The organism is Intrasporangium sp., from assembly GCF_036566125.1.
Classification (GTDB): domain Bacteria; phylum Actinomycetota; class Actinomycetes; order Actinomycetales; family Dermatophilaceae; genus Intrasporangium.
Genome location: NZ_DATCWX010000004.1, coordinates 1 through 22,114, shown reverse-complemented (window position 1 = coordinate 22,114; position 22,114 = coordinate 1). Strand labels below are relative to the sequence as shown.

Genomic DNA, 22,114 nt, shown 5'->3' with positions numbered 1-22,114 from the left:
GTACCGTGCCAGTTTGCTCGATCTTCGGTTCGGCGTTCATGCTGGACCGGATATGACGACAGAAAAGCAGCTCCCCGCAAGCACTCGCATGGCCCGAAAGAACCGCCTCCGCCGACTCGGGGCCACGGTCGCCGTGGCCCCGATCCTCGTGCTCGGGGCGTGCAGCAGCGAAGCCCCCGTGACGGCGGATCCGACCCGGACGCAGACGCCCGCCTCGACGGGCACGACGCCACCGGCGACGACTGGCTCCGCGACGTCGGACCCGATCGAGACCACGACCACCCCGGCGGTCGCAGAGCCCACCAAGATCCCCGTCAAGGTGACGCTGAAGGACCCGGTGCTCGGCCACACGATCACGGCAACCGAGGTGATGCGCAACATGCGCTGGCCCAAGGGGCATCCTGTCGCGGCCGAGGCCTTCGAGATCGTCGGCGTGAACGTCAAGTTCGCAGCCGGGGACCGCTACACGGCCGAGCTGACGCCGCAGTACGTGACGCTGAAGTACGGCAACGCGTACGCCCGGCCGACGACCGAGTTCGGCCCGGACTTCGCCAAGCCCATCAAGGCCGCCAAGCGCGGCGAGACCCGGAGCGGCTGGCTCATCTATAAGATCGACAAGGGTGCCAGCCCACTCGGGCTGATGTTCCACCGGCCGGCCTACCAGGTGTCGACCACCGACAAGGCGATCAAGGCACTGGTCCTCCAGGCGGCCCTGACGAAGTGATCCAGGGCGGCGCCGTGCGTGGCGGCCGCCGTCAGAGCTGCTCGCCGACCAGCACCGGCTCGTTGACGAGGCGGATGCCGAAGGCGTCCTCCACGCCGTCGCGGACCTGCCGGGCCAGGGCCAGGACGTCGGACGCGGTCGCCCCGCCCCGGTTGGTCACGGCCAACGTGTGCTTGGTCGAGAGGGCGGCCGGCGCCGGCAGGCCGAAGCCCTTGGCGAAGCCGGCCTTCTCGATGAGCCACGCAGCGCTCGTCTTGACGCGACCGTCCGGCTCGGCGAACCGCGGTGGTACGGGCGCCTCGAAGCCGAGCCGCTCGGCCGCGCGCTCTGCGAACTCGTCGAACTCCGCCTGGGTGAGGATCGGGTTGGTGAAGAAGGACCCGCACGACCAGGTGTCATGGTCGGCCGCATCGAGCACCATGCCGCGCTTGCGCCGCTGTTCGAGCACCGCTGCGCGGGTGTCTGCGAGCGGCACCCGGGTGCCGAGTGGGACACCGAGGCCGTCGGCCAGGGCCGCGTAGGCGATGGGACGACTCAGGTCTGCCACCTCGAGCTGGTAGAGCACGTCGAGGACGACGAAGCGGTCGGTGCCCTTGAAGCGCGAGTGGCGGTAGCTGAACCGGCAGTCGGCGTTGAAGAACGTCCTCACCGCCTGCTCCTCACGGTCCCACGTGCGCACCTGGGCGATGGTCTGCGCGACCTCCTGCCCGTAGGCGCCGACGTTCTGGATCGGGGTGGCCCCCGTCAGGCCCGGGATGCCGCTCAGCGCCTCGATCCCCGCCCAGCCCTGCTCGACGGCTTGGGCCACCACGCCATCCCAGTCCTCTCCCGCCGCGACGCGGACCACGGCCCCGCCGCAGGAGTCGACGGACTCCCGGGTGACACCCGTGGTGGCGACCCGTACCACGGTGCCGGGAAAACCCCCGTCCGCCACGATGAGGTTGGACCCTCCGGAGAGCACGAGCAGCGGCTCCTCCGCGTCGTCGACCTCGCGGACCGCGTCGACGAGCTCGTCGGTCGTCTCAACGGTGATGAGTCGCGACGCCCTGCCGCCGACCCGCATCGTCGTCAGCGACGACAGAGGGACGTCGTGTTCCTCTCGCACGCGCCGCCCGCCCGGTCAGTCGAGCCGGACGACGGCGAGCGCGCGACCGAGGGCCTTCTGGCCGGCAGCCGTCGCGGTCAGCTCCACGGTGACCCGCTTCGTCTCCGGATCGACCGCCTTGACGACACCGGACACCTCGATGTCGGCACCACCCTCGTAGGGCACCACGACCATGTTCGTGAACCGCGCGCCGTACTCGACGACCCGGCCTGCATCGCCCGCCCAGTCGCTGACAACGGTCACGGCCGAGCCCATGGTGAACATGCCATGCGCGATGACGTCCGGCAGTCCGACCGACGTGGCGAACCGCTCGTCCCAATGGATTCGGTTGCGGTCGAGGGAGGCCCCTGCGTACTGGACGAGCCGCTCGCGGTCGACGTGGATGGTCCGACCCGGCAGCTGGTCACCGACGGCGACGTCTGCCGCCCGACGCACCGTCGTCGCTGCGGTGGGCTCGCTCATCACTCGCCTCCTCGGATGACGATGGTCGACGTGGCCGTGCAGACCGGCTCGCCGGCCTCGGTCGCGAGCTCCGTGCGCGTCGTCACCATCGCGTGACCGCCGGCCTCGCGGACCGTGTCGACGTGAAGCGTGCCGATGACGACATCGCCTGCCGTGAGCGGACGGTGGTGGGCGAACCTCTGCTCGCCATGGACGACCCGGGAGAAGTCGATGCCTGCCTCGGGGTCTCGGATCAGCTGCGCGTCGCACTGCTGGGCGATGAGGACCGCGAAGGTGGGTGGCGCGATGACGTCCGCGTACCCGCGCGCCCGGGCGACCTGGACATCCGTGTGGACGGGGTCGTCGGATCCGACCGCCTCGGCGAACTCACGGATCTTCGCCGCGCCAACACGGTAGGGCTCCGTCGGAGGGTACGTGCGTCCCTGGAAGTCAGCGTTCACCGGCATGGCCCGCAGCCTAGCGCCAGCCCGCCCGGCGCCTGGTGCACGTGCCCACCCAGCGAGCTCAGCGGCATACGGCAGAGAAAAGCTCCCCCGGCCACGTGGCCGGGGGAGCATTCGTGCGAAGGGACCGACGCGATCGCGTCAGCGCGTCTCGCGGTGCTCGGTGTGATGCCCGCAGTTCGGGCAGAACTTGTTGAAGGACAGCCGGTCCGGGTTGTTGCGACGGTTCTTCTTGGTGATGTAGTTGCGGTGCTTGCAGTCGGCACACGCCATGGTGATCTTGGGACGGACGTCTGTGCTCTTGCTGGCCACAACAACCTGCTCTCGGAAGGGCTTCGGGGTGAATCGGGTCTGGGAGTCGCGCGCTCGCGAGCGCGCACGCGACGACCAAGAATACGCGAGACCCAGGCGTTTCCTGAAATCGCCCGGGTATCGCGTATTTGGTCGTGGTAGCGGGAGCGGGACTCGATCCCGCGACCTCACGATTATGAGTCGTGCGCTCTAACCAGCTGAGCTACCCCGCCATGGGCTGCCGGGGAGCCCGCGAGGGCCATGCCGACCGACCAGAGCCCCAATAGGGAATCGAACCCTAGACCTTTTCCTTACCATGGAAACGCTCTGCCGACTGAGCTATTGGGGCACGGCCAGCCCGTGCGCGAGGCGGTGGGCTGACCTGTTGTGCGACGGTGAGACTACACGGTTGACCGGGCGGACACGAAATCGGGAGGGGCCGTGCGTGCCACCGGTGCGCGCACGGGCCGCCGCTGCAAGGATGCGTCCATGAGCGACGATCCGGAGGCCGACGTCGGTTCAAAGCGGGCGGACGACCTGCCGGCGGAGCCGGCGGACGACGCCCGCACAGACGAGGGTGACAACCGCCGGTCCCGCACACCCGACGGCGCGACGGACGTCCAGATCCACCTCGACCGCTACAGCGTCTGGCGGGCGGCGTGGGTGGTCGTAGCCGTCGTCGCCCTCGTCGCCCTGGCCAGATTCGTCCTCTCGGACGCCGGTGGCGTGATCTTCTCGCTCATCCTCGCGTTCCTCGCGTCGGTCGCCATGGAGCCCGCGGTCGCCAGGCTGAGCACGTCGATGAAGCGCGGGTTCGCGACGGCGATCGTCATGTTCGGCAGCATCGTCGCGTTCGGCGCCTTTCTCTTCGTCTTCGGCCGGTTGCTGTCCGACCAGATCGGCACCTTCGCCCAGTCGGTCCCCCAGCTCCTCGAGGACCTGACGACGTGGGCCGCCGAGCGTTTCGGCGTCGAGCTGGACTACCAGACGATGCTCGACAAGCTCGGGGTCGGCACCTCGACCCTGACGACGATCGCGCAGAACCTCGCGGGTGGCGTCCTCGGCTTCGTCGCCTCGGTCGTGGCGGCCGCCTTCAGCACCCTGACCTTCGCCTTCTTCACCTACTACTTCTCCGCCGACGGGCCCCGGCTGCGGCGCTGGATCGCCCAGCTCGTGCCGCCGCGGCAGCAGGAAGTGTTCAACCTCGCGTGGGAGCTGGCCGTGCGCAAGACCGGCGGCTACGTGACGGCACGCATCGTGCTCGCGGCGATCTGCGGCAGCCTGACCGCACTCTTCATGCTCATCATCGGGATGCCGTACTGGCTCGCGCTGGGGATCTGGACCGGCGTCGTCGCGCAGTTCGTGCCGACGGTCGGCACCTACATCGCCATCGCCCTGCCCGTCATCATCGGGCTCATCGGCGAGAACCCCTGGCAGGGCCTGGCCGTGCTCGCCTTCGCGGTCGTCTACCAGCAGATCGAGAACGTCACGCTCGAGCCGCGGATCTCCGCGTCGGCCGTCGACGTGCATCCCGCCGTGTCCTTCAGCGCCGTGCTCTTCGGGGCTTCCCTCTTCGGGATCGGTGGCGCCTTCGTCGCCGTTCCGGTGACCGCGCTGCTCCTCGCGTTGTTCGACGTCTACTCGCACAAGTACGAGCTGGTTCCCGACCTCGCGGAGCTGCAGCCCGGCGAGCGAGAGGTGGTGGACGCACCAGAGGAGGGCGACGACACACGCAGCCGCCTTCGTCGTCTCCTCGGGCGCCGCTCCTGAGACCACGCCGTATGCCGCTGAGCGGGCTCCCGCTGTCTCAGGAGTCCGCGTCGTGGTCGGCGAGTGCGCGCTCAGCGGCGCCCTCGGCGGTCTCACGCCGGTTCCGCTCAGCAGTGGCCTGGTCGAGCTCGCCGGTGACCTTGGCCAGTCGCTCACGGGCCGTCGCCAACCGGCGCTCCAGGTCGGCGATCCCCTCGGTGACCTCCTCCAGGCGCGCGGACAGCACGGCGACCTGGCGGTCGGCCTCCCGGGTCGCGTCCCTCGCGACGTGGAGGGCTCCGACGAGTCGGTTGCGCTGAGCCTCGCGCTTGGCCCGACGTCGCTCCTCGAGGTCGATGGTTGACATCTCCTCCCCGGCGGCTCGGCCGCCCTCCCCCTCGACGACGGTCAACGCAGGCTCGTCGTCGTCGATCGCGACGGCACCCTCGATGTCGACCGAGCCGAACCCGGAGTAGCTGATGGCCTTGACCAGGGCGCCGGTGAGCACCTTCTTCTCCGCCTCCTCATCACCGATGAGCGCAACGAGGGTCTCGTGCACCTCGGCCAGGGCACCGGCACCGACGGACTGCCCGGCCTCCTTCGCGGCCGCCGCGATCTCGAGCCCGAGTGCGTCGATGCGCTTGGCGCGCTCGCGGCCGAGGGCCCGGAGCTGGTCGGCGTCGAGGGTGCGCTGGGCCTCCCGAAGCAGCTCGGCGAAGTTCCGGAACTCGGCGAGGTCATCGGGGCGCGTGCGCACGAAATGGTTGATCGCCCAGGCGGCGATGGTCGGTTTGCGGAGCGCGCCGATCTGCTTCGCGAGGTCCGCGTCGCCGGCGTCCCTGGCCTCTGCCACCAGCTCCCCGCGGAGCGGGGTGAAGCGGTTCGGAGGGGCGGCGTAGAGCTGCTGCACGGCGGCTCGCAGGTGGAGGATCACGACCTCATTGTGTCGGTCATCGACGCAGTCCTCACCTCGGTCGAGCCCATCCCCCAGCCGATCGAGTGAACAGCTTCCGGGCCGAAAGCTGTTCAGTCGATTGGTTCTGGCTCGGTTTGGGCCGGTCCACTTGGCCCGAAATGGACCTGCCTCCCGCCCGTGGGTTGAGCCAAGGTGGACCCATGGTCTGGATCTGTGCAACGTGTGGAGTGGAGACCGCGGACAGCGCGAGCCCGCCCCTGACGTGCGCGATCTGCGAGGACGAGAGGCAGTGGGTACCCGCTGAGGGGCAGCAGTGGACCACCCTCGAAGCCTTGCGGGACAGGGGGACCCGCATCGTCATCACCGAGGTCGAGCCCGACCTCTGGGGATTGCGGGCGGAGCCCACGGTCGGCATCGGACAACAGATGATGCTCATCCGGACGCCGGAGGGGACGCTGCTGTTCGACTGTGTCGGCTATGTGGACGACGCTGCGGTCGAGTTCGTGCGCGGGCTCGGCCCGACGCTCGCCGTGGCCGCGAGCCACCCGCACATGTACGGCGTCCAGACCGAATGGGCCAAGAACCTCGGCGCACCCGTGATCCTCGCGGATCGGGACCGCGAGTGGGTTCGGCGGCCCGATCTCGTCGAGTTCTACGACGAGCATCGTGAGGTGGCTCCCGGCCTGACCCTCCACCGGGTCGGGGGCCATTTCGCGGGACAGACCGTTGTGGAGTGGGCCACCGGCAACGACGGCCGCGGCGTGCTGCTCGCGGGCGACGCCATCTTCACCAACCCGGACCGCAGGACGGTCAGCTTCATGCGGAGCTACCCGAACCGCCTGCCCCTGTCGGGCAACGTTGTCCAGCGGATCGCCGCTCAGGTCGAGGGCCTGCACTTCGACCGGCTCTACAACAACTTCGGCGCGGCGGTCCCCTCCGACGCGAAGGCCATCATCCGCTACTCCGCCGACCGGCACGCGGCCTGGGTGCGCGGCGACTACGACCACCTGACCTGACCCGTCGACGCCTGCGACATCCCTACGTCAATCGAGTGAACAGCTTTCGGGGTCGGACCAGCCCTCGGAGCCGACGACTCCAGCCCGAAAGCTGTTCACTCGATTGGAGGGGGCGGTCACCAGGACGACAGCGCCGCCCGGGCGCCGACCATCGCCGGGCCGTACCAGGTGAGCAGGCGCCCGCTGCAGAGCGCCGTGCGGGTGTGCGCGAACGCCTCCGGGCCGTCGTCAGCGGTGAAGACGTAAGGCTCGTCCGGCAGCAGGACGATGTCGATGTCCGGTCGGTCGAGGTCCGCGAGCTCCACGTGGGGATAGCGGTCACGATGGCCGTCGAACACGTTGCGCCAACCGAGCCGAGCCACCAGGTCGCCGGTAAAGGTGTTGCTGCCGACGACCATCCACGGGTCGCGCCAGATCGCGATCGCGACGTCGACGGTGGGCTCGGGAACCGGCCCGGCCCACTCCCTCCGAGCGGCGCTCAGCCAGTCAGGAACTCCCGCGCCGAGAACGTCAGCGAAGAGTCGCTCGAGCGAGTCCAACGCACCGGGCACGGTCTCGATGTCCGTCACATAGACCGGCACGCCGCTCTCGCGCAGGCGCCGGACGTCGAGCTCGCGGTTCTCCTCCTTGTTGGCGACCACGAGGTCCGGCTCGAGGGCCCGGATGGCGTCGAGATTGGGATTCTTCGTCCCTCGGACCCGCACCACGTCGAGATCGGGCGGATGGGTGCACCAGTTGGTCGCCCCGACCAGCCGCTCCGGGCACGTCGCGGCGATCGCCTCCGTGATGGAGGGGACGAGCGAGACGACACGTCTGGGGCTGGGAGCGAGCTCAGCGGCATACCCCAGGTCGTCGACGATCTCGACCACGACGGGATTACACGTTGCGGCGGTACTGGCCACCGACCTCGAAGAACGCCTCGGTCACCTGCTGGAGGGAGCACACGCGAGCCGCGCGCATGAGGACGTCGAAGACGTTGCCCCCCTCGATGGCAACCTGGCGGAGCTCCTCGAGAGCGGACTTCGCCTCGACCTCGTGCTCCTTCTGGAACGCGCGCACCCGCGAGAGCTGGCTCTGCTTCTCCTCCTCGGTGCCCCGGGCCAGCTCGATCGTCTTCGGCTCCTCCTCGTCGGCATGTGGGTGTCGGAAGGTGTTGACGCCGATGATGGGCAGCGAGCCGTCGTGCTTGCGGTGCTCATAGAGCATCGACTCGTCCTGGATCCGACCACGCTGGTAGCCGGTCTCCATCGCGCCAAGGACGCCGCCGCGCTCCGTGATCTTGTCGAACTCACGCAGCACCGCCTCCTCGACGAGGTCGGTCAGCTCGTCGACGATGAACGAGCCCTGGAGCGGGTTCTCGTTGACGGCCAGGCCCCACTCGCGGTTGATGATGAGCTGGATGGCGAGGGCCCGGCGCACCGAGTCGGCGGTCGGGGTCGTCACTGCCTCGTCGAAGGCGTTGGTGTGCAGCGAGTTGGCGTTGTCGTAGATGGCGCAGAGCGCCTGCAGCGTCGTGCGGATGTCGTTGAACTGCATCTCCTGCGCGTGCAGCGAGCGGCCCGACGTCTGGACGTGGTACTTCAGCTTCTGCGAGCGGTCGTTGGCGCCGTACTTCTCCTTCATCGCCACCGCCCAGATGCGACGGGCGACCCGGCCGAGGACGGTGTACTCAGGGTCCATGCCGTTGCTGAAGAAGAACGACAGGTTCGGGGCGAAGTCGTCGACGTTCATCCCCCGCGCGAGATAGCTCTCGACGTAGGTGAAGCCGTTCGCGAGGGTGAACGCGAGCTGGCTGATCGGGTTCGCCCCGGCCTCGGCGATGTGGTACCCGGAGATCGACACCGAGTAGAAGTTGCGCACCTTGTGCTCGATGAACCACTGCTGGATGTCCGCCATCATCTTCAGCGAGAACTCGGTGCTGAAGATGCAGGTGTTCTGGCCCTGGTCCTCCTTGAGGATGTCCGCCTGGACCGTGCCGCGGACGTTGGCGAGGGCGAACTCGCGGATCTCCTCGGCCTCGGCGCCGCTCGGCTCGCGGCCCTCACGCTCGCGGAACCGATCGAGCTGCTGGTCGATCGCCGTGTTGAGGAAGAAGGCGAGGATCGTCGGGGCTGGCCCGTTGATCGTCATGGAGACGCTCGTCGTCGGCGAGACGAGGTCGAAGCCGTCATAGAGCGCCTTCATGTCGTCGAGCGTCGCGATGGAGACGCCGGACGTGCCGACCTTGCCGTAGACGTCAGGCCGCGGGTCGGGGTCGCGGCCATAGAGGGTCACCGAGTCGAAGGCGGTCGACAGGCGCGTCGCCGGCTGGCCCTCGGAGAGCAGCTTGAACCGACGGTTCGTCCGGAACGGGTCGCCCTCCCCCGCGAACATCCGTGCCGGGTCCTCGCCCTCCCGCTTGAAGGGGAAGACGCCAGCCGTGTAGGGGAAGTAGCCGGGCAGGTTCTCCCGGCGCAGGAACGACACGAGCTCGCCGTGGTCCCGGTAGCGCGGCAGGGCGACGCGCGGGATCTTGTTGCCCGACAAGGACTCTCGCGTCAGGACGTTGCGGATCTCCTTGTCGCGGATCGTGACGACCTGCTCGTCGCCGGAGTACGACTCGACGATTGTGGGCCAGGCGGCCAACTGGTCCGCCACCTCGGTGGGCAGGTCACTGCGAGCGCCCTCGAGCAGCGCGTCGACCCCGGTTGCGTCGGAGCCGGCCTCGGCGAGCTCCGCGCTCACGGCCTCGAGACGCTGCACGCGGGCCGCCTGCGCTGCATAGTCCTTGGTCATCGCGTGGTAATCGCGAACGGTCTCGCTGATCTCGGCGAGGTAGCGCACACGCGAGGACGGCACGACGGTGGCGATCTTGGTCGACTGCTTCGTCGAGACGGCCGGGAGCGCGCCCTCCTCGACCGGCATGCCCTTCTCGGCGAGCAGGCCGCGCAGCTCCTGGTAGAGGGCAGTGACGCCGTCGTCGTTGAACGTCGCCGCGCTCGTCCCGTAGACCGGCATGTCGGCCGGACCCTTGCCGAAGGCCTCGCGGTTGCGGACCATCTGCCGGCCCACGTCGCGCAGGGCGTCCTCGGCCCCGCGGCGCTCGAACTTGTTGATGGCGATGACGTCGGCCCGGTCGAGCATGTCGATCTTCTCGAGCTGGCTGCTCGCGCCGAACTCCGGCGTCATGACATAGAGCGACACGTCGGCGTAGTCGACGATGGCCGCATCGCCCTGACCGATTCCGGGCGTCTCGAGGATGATGAGGTCGAAGCCGGCGGACTTCGTGATCGCGATGACGTCGTCGAGGTTGGCCGGCACCTGGCTGTGACCGCGCGTCGCGAGGCTGCGGAAGAACGCGCGGTCGCCGTCGAGCGATGACATCCGGATGCGGTCCCCGAGCAGCGCGCCGCCGCCACGGCTGCGCGTCGGGTCGATGGCGAGGACGGCAACGCGCAGCTTGTCCTGCTGGTCGAGGCGGAGGCGGCGCAGCAGCTCGTCGGTGAGCGAGCTCTTGCCCGAGCCGCCGGTGCCGGTGATGCCGAGGATCGGGACCTGGCGCCGGGTGGCGGCCTCGCGGATCGCGTCCAGGCTCGCGGCGTCGACGTCGCCCTCCTGCGCGCCGGTGATGGCGCGGGCGATGGCGGCGCGCTCACCGGAGAGCACGGCCTCGACGCTCGCTGCCTTGACGTCCCAGGGGTCGAAGTCGCAGTCCTTGACGACCGTGTTGATCATGCCGGCGAGCCCGAGGCGCTGGCCGTCCTCGGGGCTGAAGATCGTGACGCCGGAGTTGCGCAGGCGAGCGATCTCGTCGGGGACGATGACGCCGCCACCGCCGCCGACCACCTTGATGTGCCCGGCGCCGTTCTCCCGCAGGAGATCGACGAGGTACTCGAAGTACTCGACGTGCCCGCCCTGGTAGGACGAGACGGCGACGCCCTGCACGTCCTCCTCGATCGCCGCGTCGACGACCTCCTGGACCGAGCGGTTGTGCCCGAGGTGGATCACCTCGGCCCCCTGGCTCTGCATGATGCGCCGCATGATGTTGATCGACGCGTCGTGGCCGTCGAAGAGGCTCGATGCAGTAACGATGCGGACGTGGTGAGCCGGCTGGTGCAGCTTGGGCTTCTGGTTGCTCACGAGGGGCCTCCGGGCAGGATGCGGCGGTGTGGCGGTTCAGCGCTGACTCGGAAAATACTAGGACTTCCTACTAATGGACGTCAACGCGTCCTGCGCCCTACCATGTGCCCATGACGGTTGGCGGCAGGCGAGGCCTCGACTTCGACCCGATCGAGCGCGCGCGTTCACAGTGGGTCGAGGCGGGATGGTCCGAGGCCGCCGACGGCATGGCCGCGATCACCTCCCTCATGCGCGCCCACCAGATCGTCCTGGCCCGTGTGGAGGCGTCACTCAGGCCGCTGGGGCTGACGTTCGCCCGCTACGAGGTGCTCATGCTGCTGTGGTTCAGCAAGCGCGGCTCACTCCCGATGAAGATCATCGGCTCACGCCTCCAGGTACACCCGACGAGCGTCACCAACGCCGTCGACCGGCTGGAGGACGCCGGGCTGGTCACCCGGTCCACGCACCCCGACGACCGCCGGGCCTATCTCGTCGAGCTCACGTCCTCCGGTCGCGAGCTCGTCGAGCGGGCCACGAAGGCCCTCAACACCGAGGTCTTCGAGCAGCCGGTCCTCTCGCCGCGGGACCAGCGCACGCTCGTCGGCGTCCTGACCCGACTCCGTCACAGCGCTGGCGACTTCTAGCAACCTTCACATGCTCATGCCGTATGCCGCTGAGCTCGCTCCCCGACGAATCTGCCCTCAGGTGGTGGGCCGGCCCACTCGCTTCAGCGCCCGCCAGTCCAGGGCTCGCGCATCGCAGGGCCGCCCGCACTGACCGGGAAGAGTTCCGGCTCACGAAATCCCTTGGCAGAAAAGGCGCTTTCGACCGCGCTGCTGATGTCGTCGACACCTGACGCGGGAACGATCGCAATGGCAGAGCCGCCGAAGCCGCCGCCGGTCATCCGCGCCGCGAGCGCCCCGGCCGTACGGGCGGTCTCCACAGCGGTGTCAAGCTCGGCGCAGGAGATCTCGAAGTCGTCGCGCATCGACCGGTGCGATGCCTCGAAGAGGCTCGGTAGGGCTGCGAAGTCGTCCGCCTCGAGCGCCGCGACCGTGCGGGTCACCCGGTCGATCTCCGTCAGGACGTGGCGGACCCGGCGCCGCAACAAGTCGCTGGACAGGCGGCGCAACGACCCATCGAGGTCCGCGAGCGCCATGTCACGCAGCGAACCGACGCCGAGCTCGGCCACAGCGGCGGCACACTCCTCGCGCCGGTTGCCGTACTGACCGTCGTCGAGGGAGTGCACCGCACGGGTGTTCATGACGAGGAGGGAAAGCCCGTGCGCGGCGAGGTCGAACGGCACGTGCCGGGGCGCAACGTCACCGTCGAAGTCGAGCAGCAGGGCGGTATCGCGGCGAGCCAGCAGTGACGCGGACTGGTCCATGCCGCCCGTTGGGGCTCCGGCCACGTCGTTCTCGGCACGGACGCAGACCTGGGCCAGGGCGCGCCGGCCTTCATCGCCATCGAAACCCTCGAGGGCGAAGAGATCGACCGCCGCCACGGCCACGGCGCACTCCAGCGCGGCCGAGCTGGACAGCCCGGACCCAAGGGGCACTCGGCCATCGACGGCGACGTCAAGGCCGCCGACCCGGTGGCCGGCCTGCTCGAGCGCCCACAGGACCCCGACCGCGTAGGCGGCCCAGCCCCCGCGGCTGCCCTGGAGGAGGCCGTCGAGCGGGATCGTTCGCTCGCCCGGCACCTGCCGCGACAGGATCCGGACGAGCCGGTCGTCTCGGCGGCGCGCGGCGACGTAGGTCCGACGCGGGATCGCCACGGGCAGGCAGAGTCCGTGGTTGTAGTCGGTGTGCTCACCGATGAGGTTGACCCGACCAGGGGCTGACCAGACACCGGAGGGCTCCTCTGCGAAGGCGTCTCGGAAAGCGCCGGCCAGCGCGTCGGGGACAGTGCTCAACTCCAAGGCGCTCAGGCTCCGCCCGCCACGAGGAGGCGTCCGCGGACCCGGCCGGATTCAAGCAGCTCGCCCAGGTTGCGCTCCTGCTCCTTGACCGTGGCGTACCGGGCGTCTGCCCCGTGGGCGTCACGGACCGCGACCTCGACCTCGTCCTCGAGCCGCTGCCAGGTCGCGTCAGCCGGAGCAAGGTCATCCGACCAGACCGCGTCAAGCACCATGAACCCGGCGGCGCCCAGCAGCCACGTCAGCTCCTCCTCGGACGGAAAGGCGTTGCCCCAGGGCACGTCAAACGAGTCACTGGTCGCCATGACGACGAGGAGCCCCAGCCGACCCTTCGGCCGCAGCACGCGCCTCAGCTCCGCGAGCCAGACCCCTTTCTGGTCCGTGGTGCAGAGCGTGCCGAGCGACCAGGCAAAGCGGAACGATCCTGAGGCGAAGGGAAGCCGCGCACCATCCCCTACCAGGGCGGGGAGGCCGAAGAGGGACGCTGCGCCTGCAGCTGCCTGACGCATCGGTTCGACACACACGGGACGCAATGCCGTGTGCATCTTGGCGTAGGCGGCCGGCCCGCCGAGGCCCGCGCCCACGTCGAGGAGACGGCCCGCCGGTTGCGGCCCGAGCCGGGTGAGGATCCAGTCGAGGCCCGAAGGACGGCCGCTACCCCGGCAGGCAGCCGGGATCGCGTGGTCCGGCCCGAGGTCGCTGACGGCCTGTCGAGTCCAGGCCGCCATCGTCCCGAACTCGTCCTGCATCTGCTCGTCCACGCCCATGCACCACTCCTACCCGAAGCCTGACCGGCTCTGTCGAGACACTCCCGGTTGGTCACGCTACGTTGGCGCCGTGACGATGGCGATACCGGTAGTCACGCGGCGGACGCCACGTTGGCTCGTGTGGCACGGGCGCCTGAGTCTCGCGCTGCTCGCGGCACTCCTCGTGTTCGCGGCCGTTGTGCCAGCTGTGGGTGCCCGTAGCGCTTCCCTCTCCGACCTGCGGGCTGCCATCGAGGCGGGCCGGGTCGACCAGGTGAGCGTGACCGGCGCCCTCCCGCCCGGGGCGACCGGGTCCAGCACGGCCCACCTCCTCTGGCAGGACGGCTTGATCGCCCGTGTCACCACCGTGCTGCACCTGAGCGACGGCTGGCACGCCACTCCGCCCCGGCTCGCAGACCTCGACCACCTCGTCGGCGACATGGGTCACGAGCTGAGCGTGGGCGGCAAGCACGTTTCCCTGAGGGCGGTCACCCGGGTTCAGGGGCCGGGCGACAGCACATCGTTGGCCGGATGGCACCTGCCGCTGTGGATGAGTCCGGTTGGAGGCGTGCTCTGGGTCGTCGCCGTGCTCCTGCTGGCCACCGGGCCTGAGCCGCGCTGGGCGACGCGCTGGGCCTGGTTCTGGGCTTTCATCACCCCCCTCGGGGTTGTCGCGCTGCCGCTCTTCGCCCTTGGCTCCGTCCCTCTGCCTGCCAGGCCGGCACCCCGCCGTCCCGGTCACCGACTCACCGGGGGTTGGGCTTTCCTGCTCGTCAACGTGAGCGTTGCGCTCTTCGAGCGCAGCTGATCGCGGCGCAGCCAGGCGAGGTCAGCCCCGCACCAGCCGGCGCAGGTCCGTTGACGGGTCCGCCAGGGCATCGGGGTCGACCCGGATGGCACGGTCGATGAGACGCCTCGCGGCACGCACGGCCTTGGAGTCGTCGACCGCCACGGCACCCACGACCACCCCACCGTGGATCGCAAAGGCCGAGAAGGGCGGCGCCCCCACGGTCCCTCGCACGACGACCTGCCCGGCGCCGAGGTCGCCGACGACCTCGACGTGGAGGCCATGTCGATCGGTCCAGAACCAGCTCGCCGTGGGGATCGGCGTGGGGTTGTCGAGAATGGTGGCCGCGGCCCGCTCGCCGTCGAGCCGAGCCGCCTCCCAGTGCTCGGCACGGGGCTGGACCAGGCCGTCGACCCGCACCTCTGTCGCGTCGCCGATCGCGAGGACCGCCGGGTTCGAGGTCACTTGGCGCCCATCGACGATGACTCCGCGACCCGTGGTCAGACCCGCCGCCTGCGCCAGCGACGTCTCCGGAACCATGCCGAGGGCCAGGACGGCTCGGTCGACGACGAGGCTTCCCTGGCCGTGTGTGAGGTACGCCGTGAGCCGCGCCGCAGGCCCCTCTCCCGTCGACTCGAACCGCTCGACACCGCACTGGCGAACCGTGACTCCGTGTGCCCGGTGGACATCGTGCAGCCACTGGGCGACGGGCTCGCCGAGGACCTGGGCGAGCGGCGGCGAGACGACATCGACAAGCGTCACGTCGGCGCCGAGTCCCGTCAACGTGGAGCTGACCTCTGCGCCGATCAACCCGGCGCCGACGACCAGGAAGCGAGCGCCCGGGCTCGCGACCGCACGGAGCCGGTCCGCGTCGTCGACGGATCGGAGGACATGGACACGCTCGCTGTCGGCGCCAGGAATCGCGGGCCGGGCCGCTCGGCCGCCCGTGGCGATGACGACGCGCCACGCCGCCAGCGTCCTGCCGTCCTCGGTCTCGACGACGCCCTCACCTGGGCGCAGCGCCGCGACGCGCGTGCGCGTGAGCAGGCGCACGTCGTGGTCCTCGTACCACTCGGGCTGCTCGAGCGCGATGTCCGTCAGCCCGCGGGTGCCGGCGAGGTACTCCTTGCTGAGGGGCGGCCGGTCGAGCGGGTGCTGGGCGTCGTCAACGATGGTGATGTCGCCCGAGAAGCCGCCGGACCGCAGGGCCGCGGCGGTGCTGATGCCGCCGATCCCGCCACCGACGATGACCACCTGCTGCGGAACGCCCATGCCCAGTGAGGCTACCCATCACCCGGAGTGCCGGACCGACGAGCCCACTCGCGGAGCGTCAAGAGAGCGGCCGTATGCCGCTGGGCTCGCTTTCCCGGCCACCCTCCACGGGCACGTGGCCGGGGAGCCGGCTCAGCGGCATACGGCCTGAGGTGACGTCACTGGCGGCGCCGCTTGCGGTCGCTGTCGTGCAGCTCCGGGTGAACGTCCACGGGCAACTCCTCGAGCGTGCCCTCCCCCGGCGTCGCCACACCCCAGCCCTCCGTCGTCACGCTGTCGACGGGCGGGTTGCCAACGAGGTGGGAACGCTCGGCCCCCTCCGGGTGGTCAACGCGGGCCTGCATCGTGTCCTCCACGTGGCGGTTGAGCGTCTCCGGGGGGAGTCCCTGCTCATTCGTGCCGCGCCGGGGGTTCAGCATGATCAGCCCGACGACGAGCAGGATGACCATCCCCAGCATGAAGAACAGACCAACTCGATCACCCATGGCTCCTCCTGGATGCCGTGTGGATTGACCCGTCTTCTCGAAGGTACCCGAAACTACCGCCGCCCAACAGCGTTCGGGTATCGCGGCGGTCGGCGCGACTGGTCGAGCGTCAGGCGGCGCGGCGACGATCCGCTTCCGCCGCCTCGCGCTGCTCGCGCGCTCGCTTGGCCTTCGTCACCTTGGCGACGCGCTCGGCCACTAGCTGCGCCGTAGGGTCGCTCGTCTCGCCGAGCTGTGCCGGACCGAAGAACGTCAGACCGAGCTTCCTCAGCTGAAAGCCGATGCGGTATCCGATCGACAGGCCTTCGTTGTCGCCCTTGCCAGCCATGGTGCTCACTTCCGGATATAGTTCGTGTACTAATCATTAGTGTACTGGCTGGAGGGGTCGCCGATGCCGGACGTCCACGATGCGAGGGACGCCCTCTCGACCAGCCTGCTCACTGGCTCGGCGCCGGACGACCTGCTCAGGCTCGACCGACAGGTGTGTTTCGCCTTGTCGGTGGCGTCGCGCAACGTCATCGCGCTCTACCGACCCGTGCTCGAGCCGCTGGGCCTGACCCATCCGCAGTATCTCGTCATGCTCACCCTGTGGGAGCGAGATTCCTTGACCGTCAAGCAGATCGGGCAGCTCCTCAGCCTTGACCCAGCCACCCTCTCCCCGCTGCTCAAGCGTCTGGAGCGGGCTGGCCTCATCAGGCGTGAACGCCACCCCGCCGACGAGCGTGCCCTCGCCGTGACGCTGACCGACGAGGGCCGCGAGCTGCGCGAGCGCGCTCTCCAGGTGCCGCCGCAGATCGTCGAGCGCCTCGGGATGGACATCGACGACCTGACGTCGTTGCATGCCGCCCTGACCCGCGTCATCGCGGCGACGCGCCCCTGATCGCCGTGCCGTCCGGCCCCGGTGGTGGCATCCTGAGAGGGAGCGAGGTCGCCGCTTCAGAAGGTGTGGAGGGAGGGCCAGATGGACGAAGGGCACGAGCCCAAGGTCGAGGTTGCGCCGATCCAGTCGGGAGGCGCCCTCAAAGGGTTCATCATCGTCGGGCGGTGGCCCGAGGACACCGTGGAGTGGACGCACTTCCTCCTGCTGGCGGTCCGGATGGCTGCGGTCCCGCACATGCTTCCGAACGGCAGCACCGTGTTCCGGGTCGTCGAGGACATCCCCGACAAGGCGCCCGAGCACTCGGTCGGGCTCGTCCTCGCCGAGGGCCAGTTCATCGGTGAGCATCCCCTGCGTCCCGGCCAGTTCGCCGACCCCTTGCCTCCCGGCCTTGCCGTGCTGCACCCACCCTCGAGCACCGTGGCGTCGTTGCCGGAGTACGAGACCGCCTCGGGCTGCCTGCTTCTACCGGGCCTGCCGCACCTCGGGCTCGCCCACCGGGCCGCGTGGATCGAGGCCGACAGCCACGGGACCGTGACCCGCCTCGCCGCGGTGGACGGCATCGACCCGGAGGACGACGCAGACACCGCTGCCCTGTCGCTGCTCCTCGCCTCCTGAGTCACCAGTGAACCCCGTGGGGAGCGATTGGGCCGGGCCCGAGGTGACTCATCGCGTCGTCAGCGGCGTCCTGACCCGGGGTGATCGGGTGCTGATGTGCCATCGGCGAGCGGACCGGGCCTGGTACCCGGATGTGTGGGACTTCCCGGGTGGCCACCTCGAGGACGGCGAGACGCCGCATGCTGCCCTGATGCGAGAGCTCCGCGAGGAGCTCGGGATCGAGTCCGACGGCGACGGCACGTTCGTGGCGCGCTGGATCGCGGACGACTTATCGGAGGACATCACCTTCCTCCACGTGCGCGACTGGCAGGGAGAACTGGTCAACCAGGCGCCGGACGAACACGACGACCTCGACTGGTTCACGCTCGGGGAGGCGCTGTCGCTCGAGCTCCCCGACCCGCGCTACGAGGCGTTGCTCCGCGACCTGCTGGCGCCGGCCTCACGCCAAGCGGACGTCGAGGACTGAGAACCCGCTCCCGGATAGCGGCCCCGCATCACCCACATCTGCGCTCACGGGATGATCGTGAGGCGTCGCCGGCAGAATCCTATGTCTATAGTTGTCCATGGACATGAGGGAGGCGAGGGTGACATGAGTACACGTCGGGCGAGAGTCGCGGTGGTCGGCAGCTACGGCGTCGGCCTGACGATGCGCCTGCCGCGGGTACCCGTCGAGGGTGAGACCATCGCCGGCGGCGAGTTCTCCTCGGGCCACGGAGGCAAGGGCTCCAACCAGGCGGTGGGCGCGGCCCGGCTCGGCGCCGACGTCACGCTCCTCACGGCCATCGGCGCGGACTCGATGGGCGACGGGGCACGCCGGCTCTGGGCGGAAGAGGGCATCGACGCCTCCGCCACCGTCACCGTCCAGAGCGCCGCGACGATGGTCGGGATGATCCTCGTCGAGCCCTCCGGCGAGAACCGAATCGTCATCGCCACCGGTGCCCTCGACCACCTCAGCACCGAGCACGTCACATCCTTCCGGCGCCAGCTCGCGGATGCGGACATCGCCGTCGTGTCCCTCGAGATCCCGCTGGCCACCGCCGTCACCGCCCTCCGCACAGCGCGCGAGGCGGGCACGAGAACTCTGCTCAATCCTGCTCCTGCCCAACCGCTTCCGGAGAGCGCGTGGCAGGACATCGACGTCCTCACCCCGAACCGCACCGAGGCGGCCATCCTCCTCGGCCACGACCCCGACGCACAGGAGTCCGCCTGCGACCTCGCCGCACAGCTGCACGCCAAGGGAGTCGGCACCGTCGTCATCACCCTCGGCCCGGATGGAGCCTTCGTGCAGGACGCCGAGGGTGCGCGGACCATCCCGGCCGCGGCTCCCCGTGCGGTGGTCGACACCACCGGCGCGGGCGACAGCTTCACGGCGGCTCTTGCCGTCGCTCTCGCCGAGGACCAGTCCATCGAGGCCGCAACGCGGTTCGCAGCGCTCGCAGGCGCACACACCGTCTCGATCCCCGAGGTGATCCCGGCGCTCCCCCGTCGCGACGACCTCGACTCCCCCGACCGCGCAGCCGCCCAACCCAGCGAGGCAGCAGACCGAGCCTGACCGCAAAGGGGGCTCAGCGGCATACCGAAAGAATGAAAGGAACTCATGAAGGACTTTACGGCGCTCTCTCCACGAGAGCTGGCGCCCTACATCCAGCACACCCTCATCGCCGTTGGCACGACGCGCGACGAGACGATCGCCCACGCCAAGGAGGCGGCCGAGTACGGCTTCGATGCCGCGATGGTCGCCGGCTCATGGGTCGCCCTGACGGCGGAGGTGCTGAGGGGCACCGGCGTCACGATCGCGTCCGCACTCGACTTCCCCACCGTCGGGGTCATGACGAGCGCTGGAAAGGCCGCTGAGGCAGCGGAGCTCGTCCGACTCGGCGCGCAGGAGCTCGACATGGGCGTGCAGGTCGGATGGCTGAGGAGCGGTGACTTCGACGGCTTCCGCGAGGACATCGCCGGAGTGGTGCGGGCGGCCGGCGTGCCGGTCAAGGTGATGCTCGAGCTGCCGCTGCTCACTGACGCCGAGAAGGCCGCTGCCGTCGAGCTCGCCTGCGAGGCCGGTGCCGCCTACCTCAAGAACGCGTCGTCCGGGCAGATCGAGGTGGCGAGCCCGGAGTCGATCCGCTACCTCGTTGAGCGCGCCCCCGAGGGCGTCCTCGTCAAGGCCTCAGGCGGGATCAAGTCCCGCCAGCAGGTCGTCGAGCTGCTCTCCGCGGGGGCGGCGAAGGTCGGCACGAGCGCTGGCATTGCGATCGTCACCGACACGAGCGACGCTCAAACTCAGAGCTATTGAGAGGAGCCCGTATGCCGCTGGGCTTGCTGAGCGCGGACGCCTCCCAGGTGCCTGCAACGTTGCACTCCAGGATCTCCGCGTGGTTGCGTGGGCAGATCGCGAGCGGCGCGTGGCCCGCGCACTACCGGCTGAAGCCTGAGCCGGAGCTCGCGGCGGAGCTCGGAGTGAGCCGTGGGACGCTGCGACGGGCGCTGTCGACGCTCATCGCCGAGGGGGCTCTCGTTCAGGTGCGGGGCAAGGGCACGTTCGTGACGGCGACGGTCGTAGAGCCCGCGATCGCCCAAAAGCTGACGAGCCTCTCGGAGGACTTCGCCGATGCGGGGGTGCGGCTGTCAACCCGGGTCCTGGACTGCTCCGTCGTCGGAGCACCGGCGCCGGTCGCGGCGCTGCTCGACGCCCCGACGGGCCAGCCGATCCTGCGGCTCGAACGGTTGCGGAGCACGACCGCTGGGCCGGTCGCACTGCTCGCCAACTTCGTCCGCACCGACCTGGCGCCGGGTCTCGAGACGGTCGACTTCGAGCAGGAGACGCTGTTCGGTGTCCTCGCCTCGCGGTATGGCCTCCACATCGCAACGGGTCGACGGACCTTCTCGGCGACGGCTGCGCAGGCCGAGGCAGCGGGGCTGCTCGAGGTGCCGATCGGGGCACCGCTGCAGCATCTGGAGCAGGTGACCTACCTCGCGTCCGGTTCGCCGATCGAGTACTCCGACGTGTGGATCCGGTCGGACCGGCTGCGCGTCACGTCGATCCTCACCCGCCACTGACCACTGAAAGCTCTTGGGCCACAAGGAGACCGTTGTGACCGTCCCGTTCATTCTCGACACCGACACCGCGCAGGACGACTGCGTCGCGCTCATCGCCAGCCTGCTCGACCCGGAAGCGGACCTGCGGGGCATCACCATGGTGGCCGGCAACGTCGGCTTCGACCGGCAGGTGCGCAATGCGCAGATGACCCTCAGCGCGGCCGGCCGCCTGGGATCGGTGCCCATCCACCTGGGCTGCCGGCGCCCGCTCGTGGTGCCGTGGGTGTCGGCCGAGAACGTCCACGGCGACGGGTCCGGCGGCCTCGACATGGACTTCGCCGGGACGGTGACGGAGGACGAGCACGGGGTCGATGCGCTGATCCGGCTGACGGCCGAGTCGCCGGGCGAGATCTCCGTCGTCGCCATCGGTCCGCTGACGAACATCGCGATGGCGGCCGTCAAGGAGCCAGACTTCGTCCGGAACGTCAAGAGCCTGGTCATCATGGGCGGCTCGAACAACGGCCGCGGAAACATCAGCGCGGCTGGCGAGTTCAACTTCTACGTCGACCCGCACGCCGCGCACGTCGTCTTCGAGGCCGGTTTCCGCGACATCACCGTCGTGCCGTGGGCGCCGCTGACGCTCAATGACGCGGTCTTCAGCCGGGAACAGCTGGCTGGCATCGAGGCGATCGGCACGCCCCTGTCGAAGTTCTTCCTCACGGTCTGCGGGCCGACCCTGGCCTTCGACGAGAGCGTCGGCATCCCGGGCACGACGCACCCGGACTCGTTGTCGGTAGGTGTGCTGCTGCACCCCGAGCTGGTGACGAAGGCCGCCGACTACCACGTCGCGGTCGAGATGGACTCGGCGCTCACCCGCGGCTACTCGGCGATGTCGTGGGGAGTGCACGGGCTCGAGTCGAACGCCCGCGTCATCGAGGCGGCGGACGCCGCGGGGTTCTACACGTGGATCTCCGGATTGTTGGCTACGTCGTCCACAGTGAGCCGACCCCTGCGCGGCGGCTTCTTCGACTGAGTCGCCGTGAGCCCGGCCGGCGTCCTCCATGACGTCACGGGGGTGTCCCGGGCATGCCTCTCGCCCCGCCAGGGCTCGGCGGGGTCGTGGGGCGGGGGCGCTATTCGTGCCAGGTGACGCTGGTCGCGGTGACGGTCGCGGTCAGCTCGTGACGGTGCACGTGGGTGTGGTGCCGCCGGCAGAGCAGGGCGGTGTTGAGCAGGCTGGTCCTGCCGCCGGCCCACCAGTGGCGCACGTGGTGCGCGTCGGTCCATTGCGCGGGGATGGTGCAGCCGGGGAAGGAGCAGCCCTGGTCGCGCTGCCAGAGCGCGGCCCGCAGGCCCTTGGTGACCAGCCGCCGGCTGCGGCCCACGTCCAGCGGCTCGCCGGTGGTGCCCAGCACCATCGGGATGATCTCGGCGTCGCAGGCGAGGCGGCGCACCGTGGCCACCGAGAGCACGTCACCGGACAACGCGAGTCCGGCGCCGCGCAGGTTCCCGGCGAGCACGTCGTGCTCGACGGTGACGACCAGCTTGGCCTTGTCGGTGACCGGCAGCCG

Annotated in this window: 25 protein-coding genes and 2 tRNA genes; 12 read left to right on the top strand and 15 right to left on the bottom strand. The window is 69.7% G+C overall.

Going from position 1 to position 22,114, the window contains the following annotated elements; genetic code table 11:
- Positions 1-88: 88 nt before the first annotated feature.
- Positions 89-724, top strand: a complete 636-nt coding sequence (locus VIR15_RS00330; protein WP_331925473.1) for a hypothetical protein — start codon at positions 89-91, stop codon at positions 722-724.
- Positions 725-755: 31 nt separating this feature from the next.
- Here the strand turns inward: VIR15_RS00330 and VIR15_RS00325 are convergent, their stop codons facing one another.
- From VIR15_RS00325 to VIR15_RS00300, 6 genes are all read right to left on the bottom strand, one after another.
- Positions 756-1,829, bottom strand: coding sequence for a UDP-N-acetylmuramate dehydrogenase (locus tag VIR15_RS00325; RefSeq protein WP_331925472.1), 1,074 nt, complete (start codon positions 1,827-1,829; stop codon positions 756-758).
- Positions 1,830-1,844: 15 nt separating this feature from the next.
- Positions 1,845-2,291: a MaoC/PaaZ C-terminal domain-containing protein gene (locus VIR15_RS00320; RefSeq protein WP_331925471.1), complete on the bottom strand. Its 447-nt coding sequence runs from the start codon at positions 2,289-2,291 to the stop codon at positions 1,845-1,847.
- The gene (locus VIR15_RS00315) at positions 2,291-2,737 is read right to left on the bottom strand and encodes an FAS1-like dehydratase domain-containing protein (protein WP_331925470.1); all 447 of its coding nucleotides are present in this window, start codon (positions 2,735-2,737) and stop codon (positions 2,291-2,293) included. Before VIR15_RS00315 ends, VIR15_RS00320 begins: the two co-directional genes overlap by 1 nt.
- Before the next feature lie 138 nt (positions 2,738-2,875).
- Positions 2,876-3,046, bottom strand: a complete 171-nt coding sequence (rpmG, locus tag VIR15_RS00310; RefSeq protein WP_331925469.1) for a 50S ribosomal protein L33 — start codon at positions 3,044-3,046, stop codon at positions 2,876-2,878.
- A gap of 135 nt (positions 3,047-3,181) precedes the next feature.
- Positions 3,182-3,258 (bottom strand) — tRNA-Met (locus tag VIR15_RS00305).
- Between the two features lie 43 nt (positions 3,259-3,301).
- Positions 3,302-3,374 (bottom strand) — tRNA-Thr (locus tag VIR15_RS00300).
- Between the two features lie 140 nt (positions 3,375-3,514).
- Between VIR15_RS00300 and VIR15_RS00295 the strand changes: the two genes are divergently transcribed.
- Positions 3,515-4,795 (top strand): AI-2E family transporter, encoded by a 1,281-nt coding sequence (locus tag VIR15_RS00295; RefSeq protein ID WP_331925468.1) that lies wholly within the window; start codon positions 3,515-3,517, stop codon positions 4,793-4,795.
- Between the two features lie 37 nt (positions 4,796-4,832).
- Here the strand turns inward: VIR15_RS00295 and VIR15_RS00290 are convergent, their stop codons facing one another.
- Positions 4,833-5,708 (bottom strand): hypothetical protein, encoded by an 876-nt coding sequence (locus VIR15_RS00290; protein ID WP_331925467.1) that lies wholly within the window; start codon positions 5,706-5,708, stop codon positions 4,833-4,835.
- Between the two features lie 182 nt (positions 5,709-5,890).
- On the opposite strand from VIR15_RS00290, the gene VIR15_RS00285 reads away from it, so the two are divergent.
- Positions 5,891-6,706, top strand: a complete 816-nt coding sequence (locus VIR15_RS00285; RefSeq protein WP_331925466.1) for an MBL fold metallo-hydrolase — start codon at positions 5,891-5,893, stop codon at positions 6,704-6,706.
- A gap of 116 nt (positions 6,707-6,822) precedes the next feature.
- On the opposite strand, the gene VIR15_RS00280 is transcribed toward VIR15_RS00285, so the two are convergent.
- Both VIR15_RS00280 and icmF read right to left on the bottom strand, forming a co-directional pair.
- Positions 6,823-7,575, bottom strand: a complete 753-nt coding sequence (locus VIR15_RS00280; RefSeq protein WP_349257548.1) for a helical backbone metal receptor — start codon at positions 7,573-7,575, stop codon at positions 6,823-6,825.
- 7 nt (positions 7,576-7,582) lie between these two features.
- Positions 7,583-10,825, bottom strand: coding sequence for a fused isobutyryl-CoA mutase/GTPase IcmF (gene icmF / locus VIR15_RS00275; RefSeq protein WP_331925465.1), 3,243 nt, complete (start codon positions 10,823-10,825; stop codon positions 7,583-7,585).
- A 110-nt stretch (positions 10,826-10,935) separates the two neighbouring features.
- On the opposite strand from icmF, the gene VIR15_RS00270 reads away from it, so the two are divergent.
- Entirely contained in the window at positions 10,936-11,448 is a 513-nt protein-coding gene (locus VIR15_RS00270; RefSeq protein WP_331925464.1) for a MarR family winged helix-turn-helix transcriptional regulator, read from the top strand.
- A gap of 83 nt (positions 11,449-11,531) precedes the next feature.
- On the opposite strand, the gene galK is transcribed toward VIR15_RS00270, so the two are convergent.
- Together galK and VIR15_RS00260 are read right to left on the bottom strand one after the other, a co-directional pair.
- Complete coding sequence (gene galK, locus VIR15_RS00265; protein WP_331925463.1) at positions 11,532-12,725, bottom strand: galactokinase; 1,194 nt, start codon at positions 12,723-12,725, stop codon at positions 11,532-11,534.
- A 5-nt stretch (positions 12,726-12,730) separates the two neighbouring features.
- Positions 12,731-13,489, bottom strand: coding sequence for a class I SAM-dependent methyltransferase (locus VIR15_RS00260; RefSeq protein ID WP_331925462.1), 759 nt, complete (start codon positions 13,487-13,489; stop codon positions 12,731-12,733).
- A 70-nt stretch (positions 13,490-13,559) separates the two neighbouring features.
- Between VIR15_RS00260 and VIR15_RS00255 the strand changes: the two genes are divergently transcribed.
- Positions 13,560-14,276 carry a hypothetical protein gene (locus VIR15_RS00255; protein ID WP_331925461.1) on the top strand — a complete coding sequence of 239 codons (717 nt, stop codon included), beginning with the start codon at positions 13,560-13,562 and terminating at the stop codon, positions 14,274-14,276.
- Between the two features lie 21 nt (positions 14,277-14,297).
- Here VIR15_RS00255 and VIR15_RS00250 read toward each other — a convergent pair whose 3' ends face one another.
- From VIR15_RS00250 to VIR15_RS00240, 3 genes are all read right to left on the bottom strand, one after another.
- Complete coding sequence (locus VIR15_RS00250) at positions 14,298-15,527, bottom strand: NAD(P)/FAD-dependent oxidoreductase (protein ID WP_331925460.1); 1,230 nt, start codon at positions 15,525-15,527, stop codon at positions 14,298-14,300.
- A gap of 158 nt (positions 15,528-15,685) precedes the next feature.
- Positions 15,686-16,012 (bottom strand): hypothetical protein, encoded by a 327-nt coding sequence (locus VIR15_RS00245; RefSeq protein ID WP_331925459.1) that lies wholly within the window; start codon positions 16,010-16,012, stop codon positions 15,686-15,688.
- Positions 16,013-16,121: 109 nt separating this feature from the next.
- Positions 16,122-16,340, bottom strand: coding sequence for a hypothetical protein (locus VIR15_RS00240; protein ID WP_331925458.1), 219 nt, complete (start codon positions 16,338-16,340; stop codon positions 16,122-16,124).
- A gap of 63 nt (positions 16,341-16,403) precedes the next feature.
- Here VIR15_RS00240 and VIR15_RS00235 point away from each other — a divergent pair, with 63 nt between their 5' ends.
- The 7 genes from VIR15_RS00235 to VIR15_RS00205 all read left to right on the top strand — a co-directional run bounded on the left by VIR15_RS00235 (position 16,404) and on the right by VIR15_RS00205 (position 21,576).
- Positions 16,404-16,892: a MarR family winged helix-turn-helix transcriptional regulator gene (locus tag VIR15_RS00235; protein WP_331925457.1), complete on the top strand. Its 489-nt coding sequence runs from the start codon at positions 16,404-16,406 to the stop codon at positions 16,890-16,892.
- Between the two features lie 81 nt (positions 16,893-16,973).
- Positions 16,974-17,507 (top strand): peptidase, encoded by a 534-nt coding sequence (locus VIR15_RS00230; RefSeq protein ID WP_331925456.1) that lies wholly within the window; start codon positions 16,974-16,976, stop codon positions 17,505-17,507.
- A 16-nt stretch (positions 17,508-17,523) separates the two neighbouring features.
- Positions 17,524-17,973 (top strand): NUDIX domain-containing protein, encoded by a 450-nt coding sequence (locus tag VIR15_RS00225; RefSeq protein ID WP_331925455.1) that lies wholly within the window; start codon positions 17,524-17,526, stop codon positions 17,971-17,973.
- A gap of 123 nt (positions 17,974-18,096) precedes the next feature.
- Positions 18,097-19,059: a ribokinase gene (locus VIR15_RS00220; RefSeq protein ID WP_331925454.1), complete on the top strand. Its 963-nt coding sequence runs from the start codon at positions 18,097-18,099 to the stop codon at positions 19,057-19,059.
- A gap of 45 nt (positions 19,060-19,104) precedes the next feature.
- The gene (gene deoC, locus VIR15_RS00215; protein ID WP_331925453.1) at positions 19,105-19,800 is read left to right on the top strand and encodes a deoxyribose-phosphate aldolase; all 696 of its coding nucleotides are present in this window, start codon (positions 19,105-19,107) and stop codon (positions 19,798-19,800) included.
- A gap of 11 nt (positions 19,801-19,811) precedes the next feature.
- Positions 19,812-20,564, top strand: a complete 753-nt coding sequence (locus VIR15_RS00210; RefSeq protein WP_331925452.1) for a GntR family transcriptional regulator — start codon at positions 19,812-19,814, stop codon at positions 20,562-20,564.
- A gap of 34 nt (positions 20,565-20,598) precedes the next feature.
- Positions 20,599-21,576, top strand: a complete 978-nt coding sequence (locus tag VIR15_RS00205) for a nucleoside hydrolase (protein ID WP_331925451.1) — start codon at positions 20,599-20,601, stop codon at positions 21,574-21,576.
- 100 nt (positions 21,577-21,676) lie between these two features.
- On the opposite strand, the gene VIR15_RS00200 is transcribed toward VIR15_RS00205, so the two are convergent.
- Positions 21,677-22,114, bottom strand: a 438-nt coding sequence (locus tag VIR15_RS00200; RefSeq protein WP_331925450.1) for an HNH endonuclease signature motif containing protein, incomplete at its 5' end; no start/stop codon positions are given.

Bases quoted from the DNA above. Each gene is read 5' to 3' on its own strand.
- VIR15_RS00330 (WP_331925473.1), top strand. From the start codon at position 89: ATGGCCCGAAAGAACCGCCTCCGCCGACTCGGGGCCACGGTCGCCGTG.
- VIR15_RS00320 (WP_331925471.1), bottom strand. From the start codon at position 2,291: ATGAGCGAGCCCACCGCAGCGACGACGGTGCGTCGGGCGGCAGACGTC.
- VIR15_RS00315 (WP_331925470.1), bottom strand. From the start codon at position 2,737: ATGCCGGTGAACGCTGACTTCCAGGGACGCACGTACCCTCCGACGGAG.
- VIR15_RS00295 (WP_331925468.1), top strand. From the start codon at position 3,515: ATGAGCGACGATCCGGAGGCCGACGTCGGTTCAAAGCGGGCGGACGAC.
- VIR15_RS00285 (WP_331925466.1), top strand. From the start codon at position 5,891: ATGGTCTGGATCTGTGCAACGTGTGGAGTGGAGACCGCGGACAGCGCG.
- VIR15_RS00270 (WP_331925464.1), top strand. From the start codon at position 10,936: ATGACGGTTGGCGGCAGGCGAGGCCTCGACTTCGACCCGATCGAGCGC.
- VIR15_RS00260 (WP_331925462.1), bottom strand. From the start codon at position 13,489: ATGGGCGTGGACGAGCAGATGCAGGACGAGTTCGGGACGATGGCGGCC.
- VIR15_RS00250 (WP_331925460.1), bottom strand. From the start codon at position 15,527: ATGGGCGTTCCGCAGCAGGTGGTCATCGTCGGTGGCGGGATCGGCGGC.
- VIR15_RS00245 (WP_331925459.1), bottom strand. From the start codon at position 16,012: ATGGGTGATCGAGTTGGTCTGTTCTTCATGCTGGGGATGGTCATCCTG.
- VIR15_RS00240 (WP_331925458.1), bottom strand. From the start codon at position 16,340: ATGGCTGGCAAGGGCGACAACGAAGGCCTGTCGATCGGATACCGCATC.
- VIR15_RS00235 (WP_331925457.1), top strand. From the start codon at position 16,404: ATGCCGGACGTCCACGATGCGAGGGACGCCCTCTCGACCAGCCTGCTC.
- VIR15_RS00230 (WP_331925456.1), top strand. From the start codon at position 16,974: ATGGACGAAGGGCACGAGCCCAAGGTCGAGGTTGCGCCGATCCAGTCG.
- VIR15_RS00220 (WP_331925454.1), top strand. From the start codon at position 18,097: ATGAGTACACGTCGGGCGAGAGTCGCGGTGGTCGGCAGCTACGGCGTC.
- deoC (WP_331925453.1), top strand. From the start codon at position 19,105: ATGAAGGACTTTACGGCGCTCTCTCCACGAGAGCTGGCGCCCTACATC.
- VIR15_RS00210 (WP_331925452.1), top strand. From the start codon at position 19,812: ATGCCGCTGGGCTTGCTGAGCGCGGACGCCTCCCAGGTGCCTGCAACG.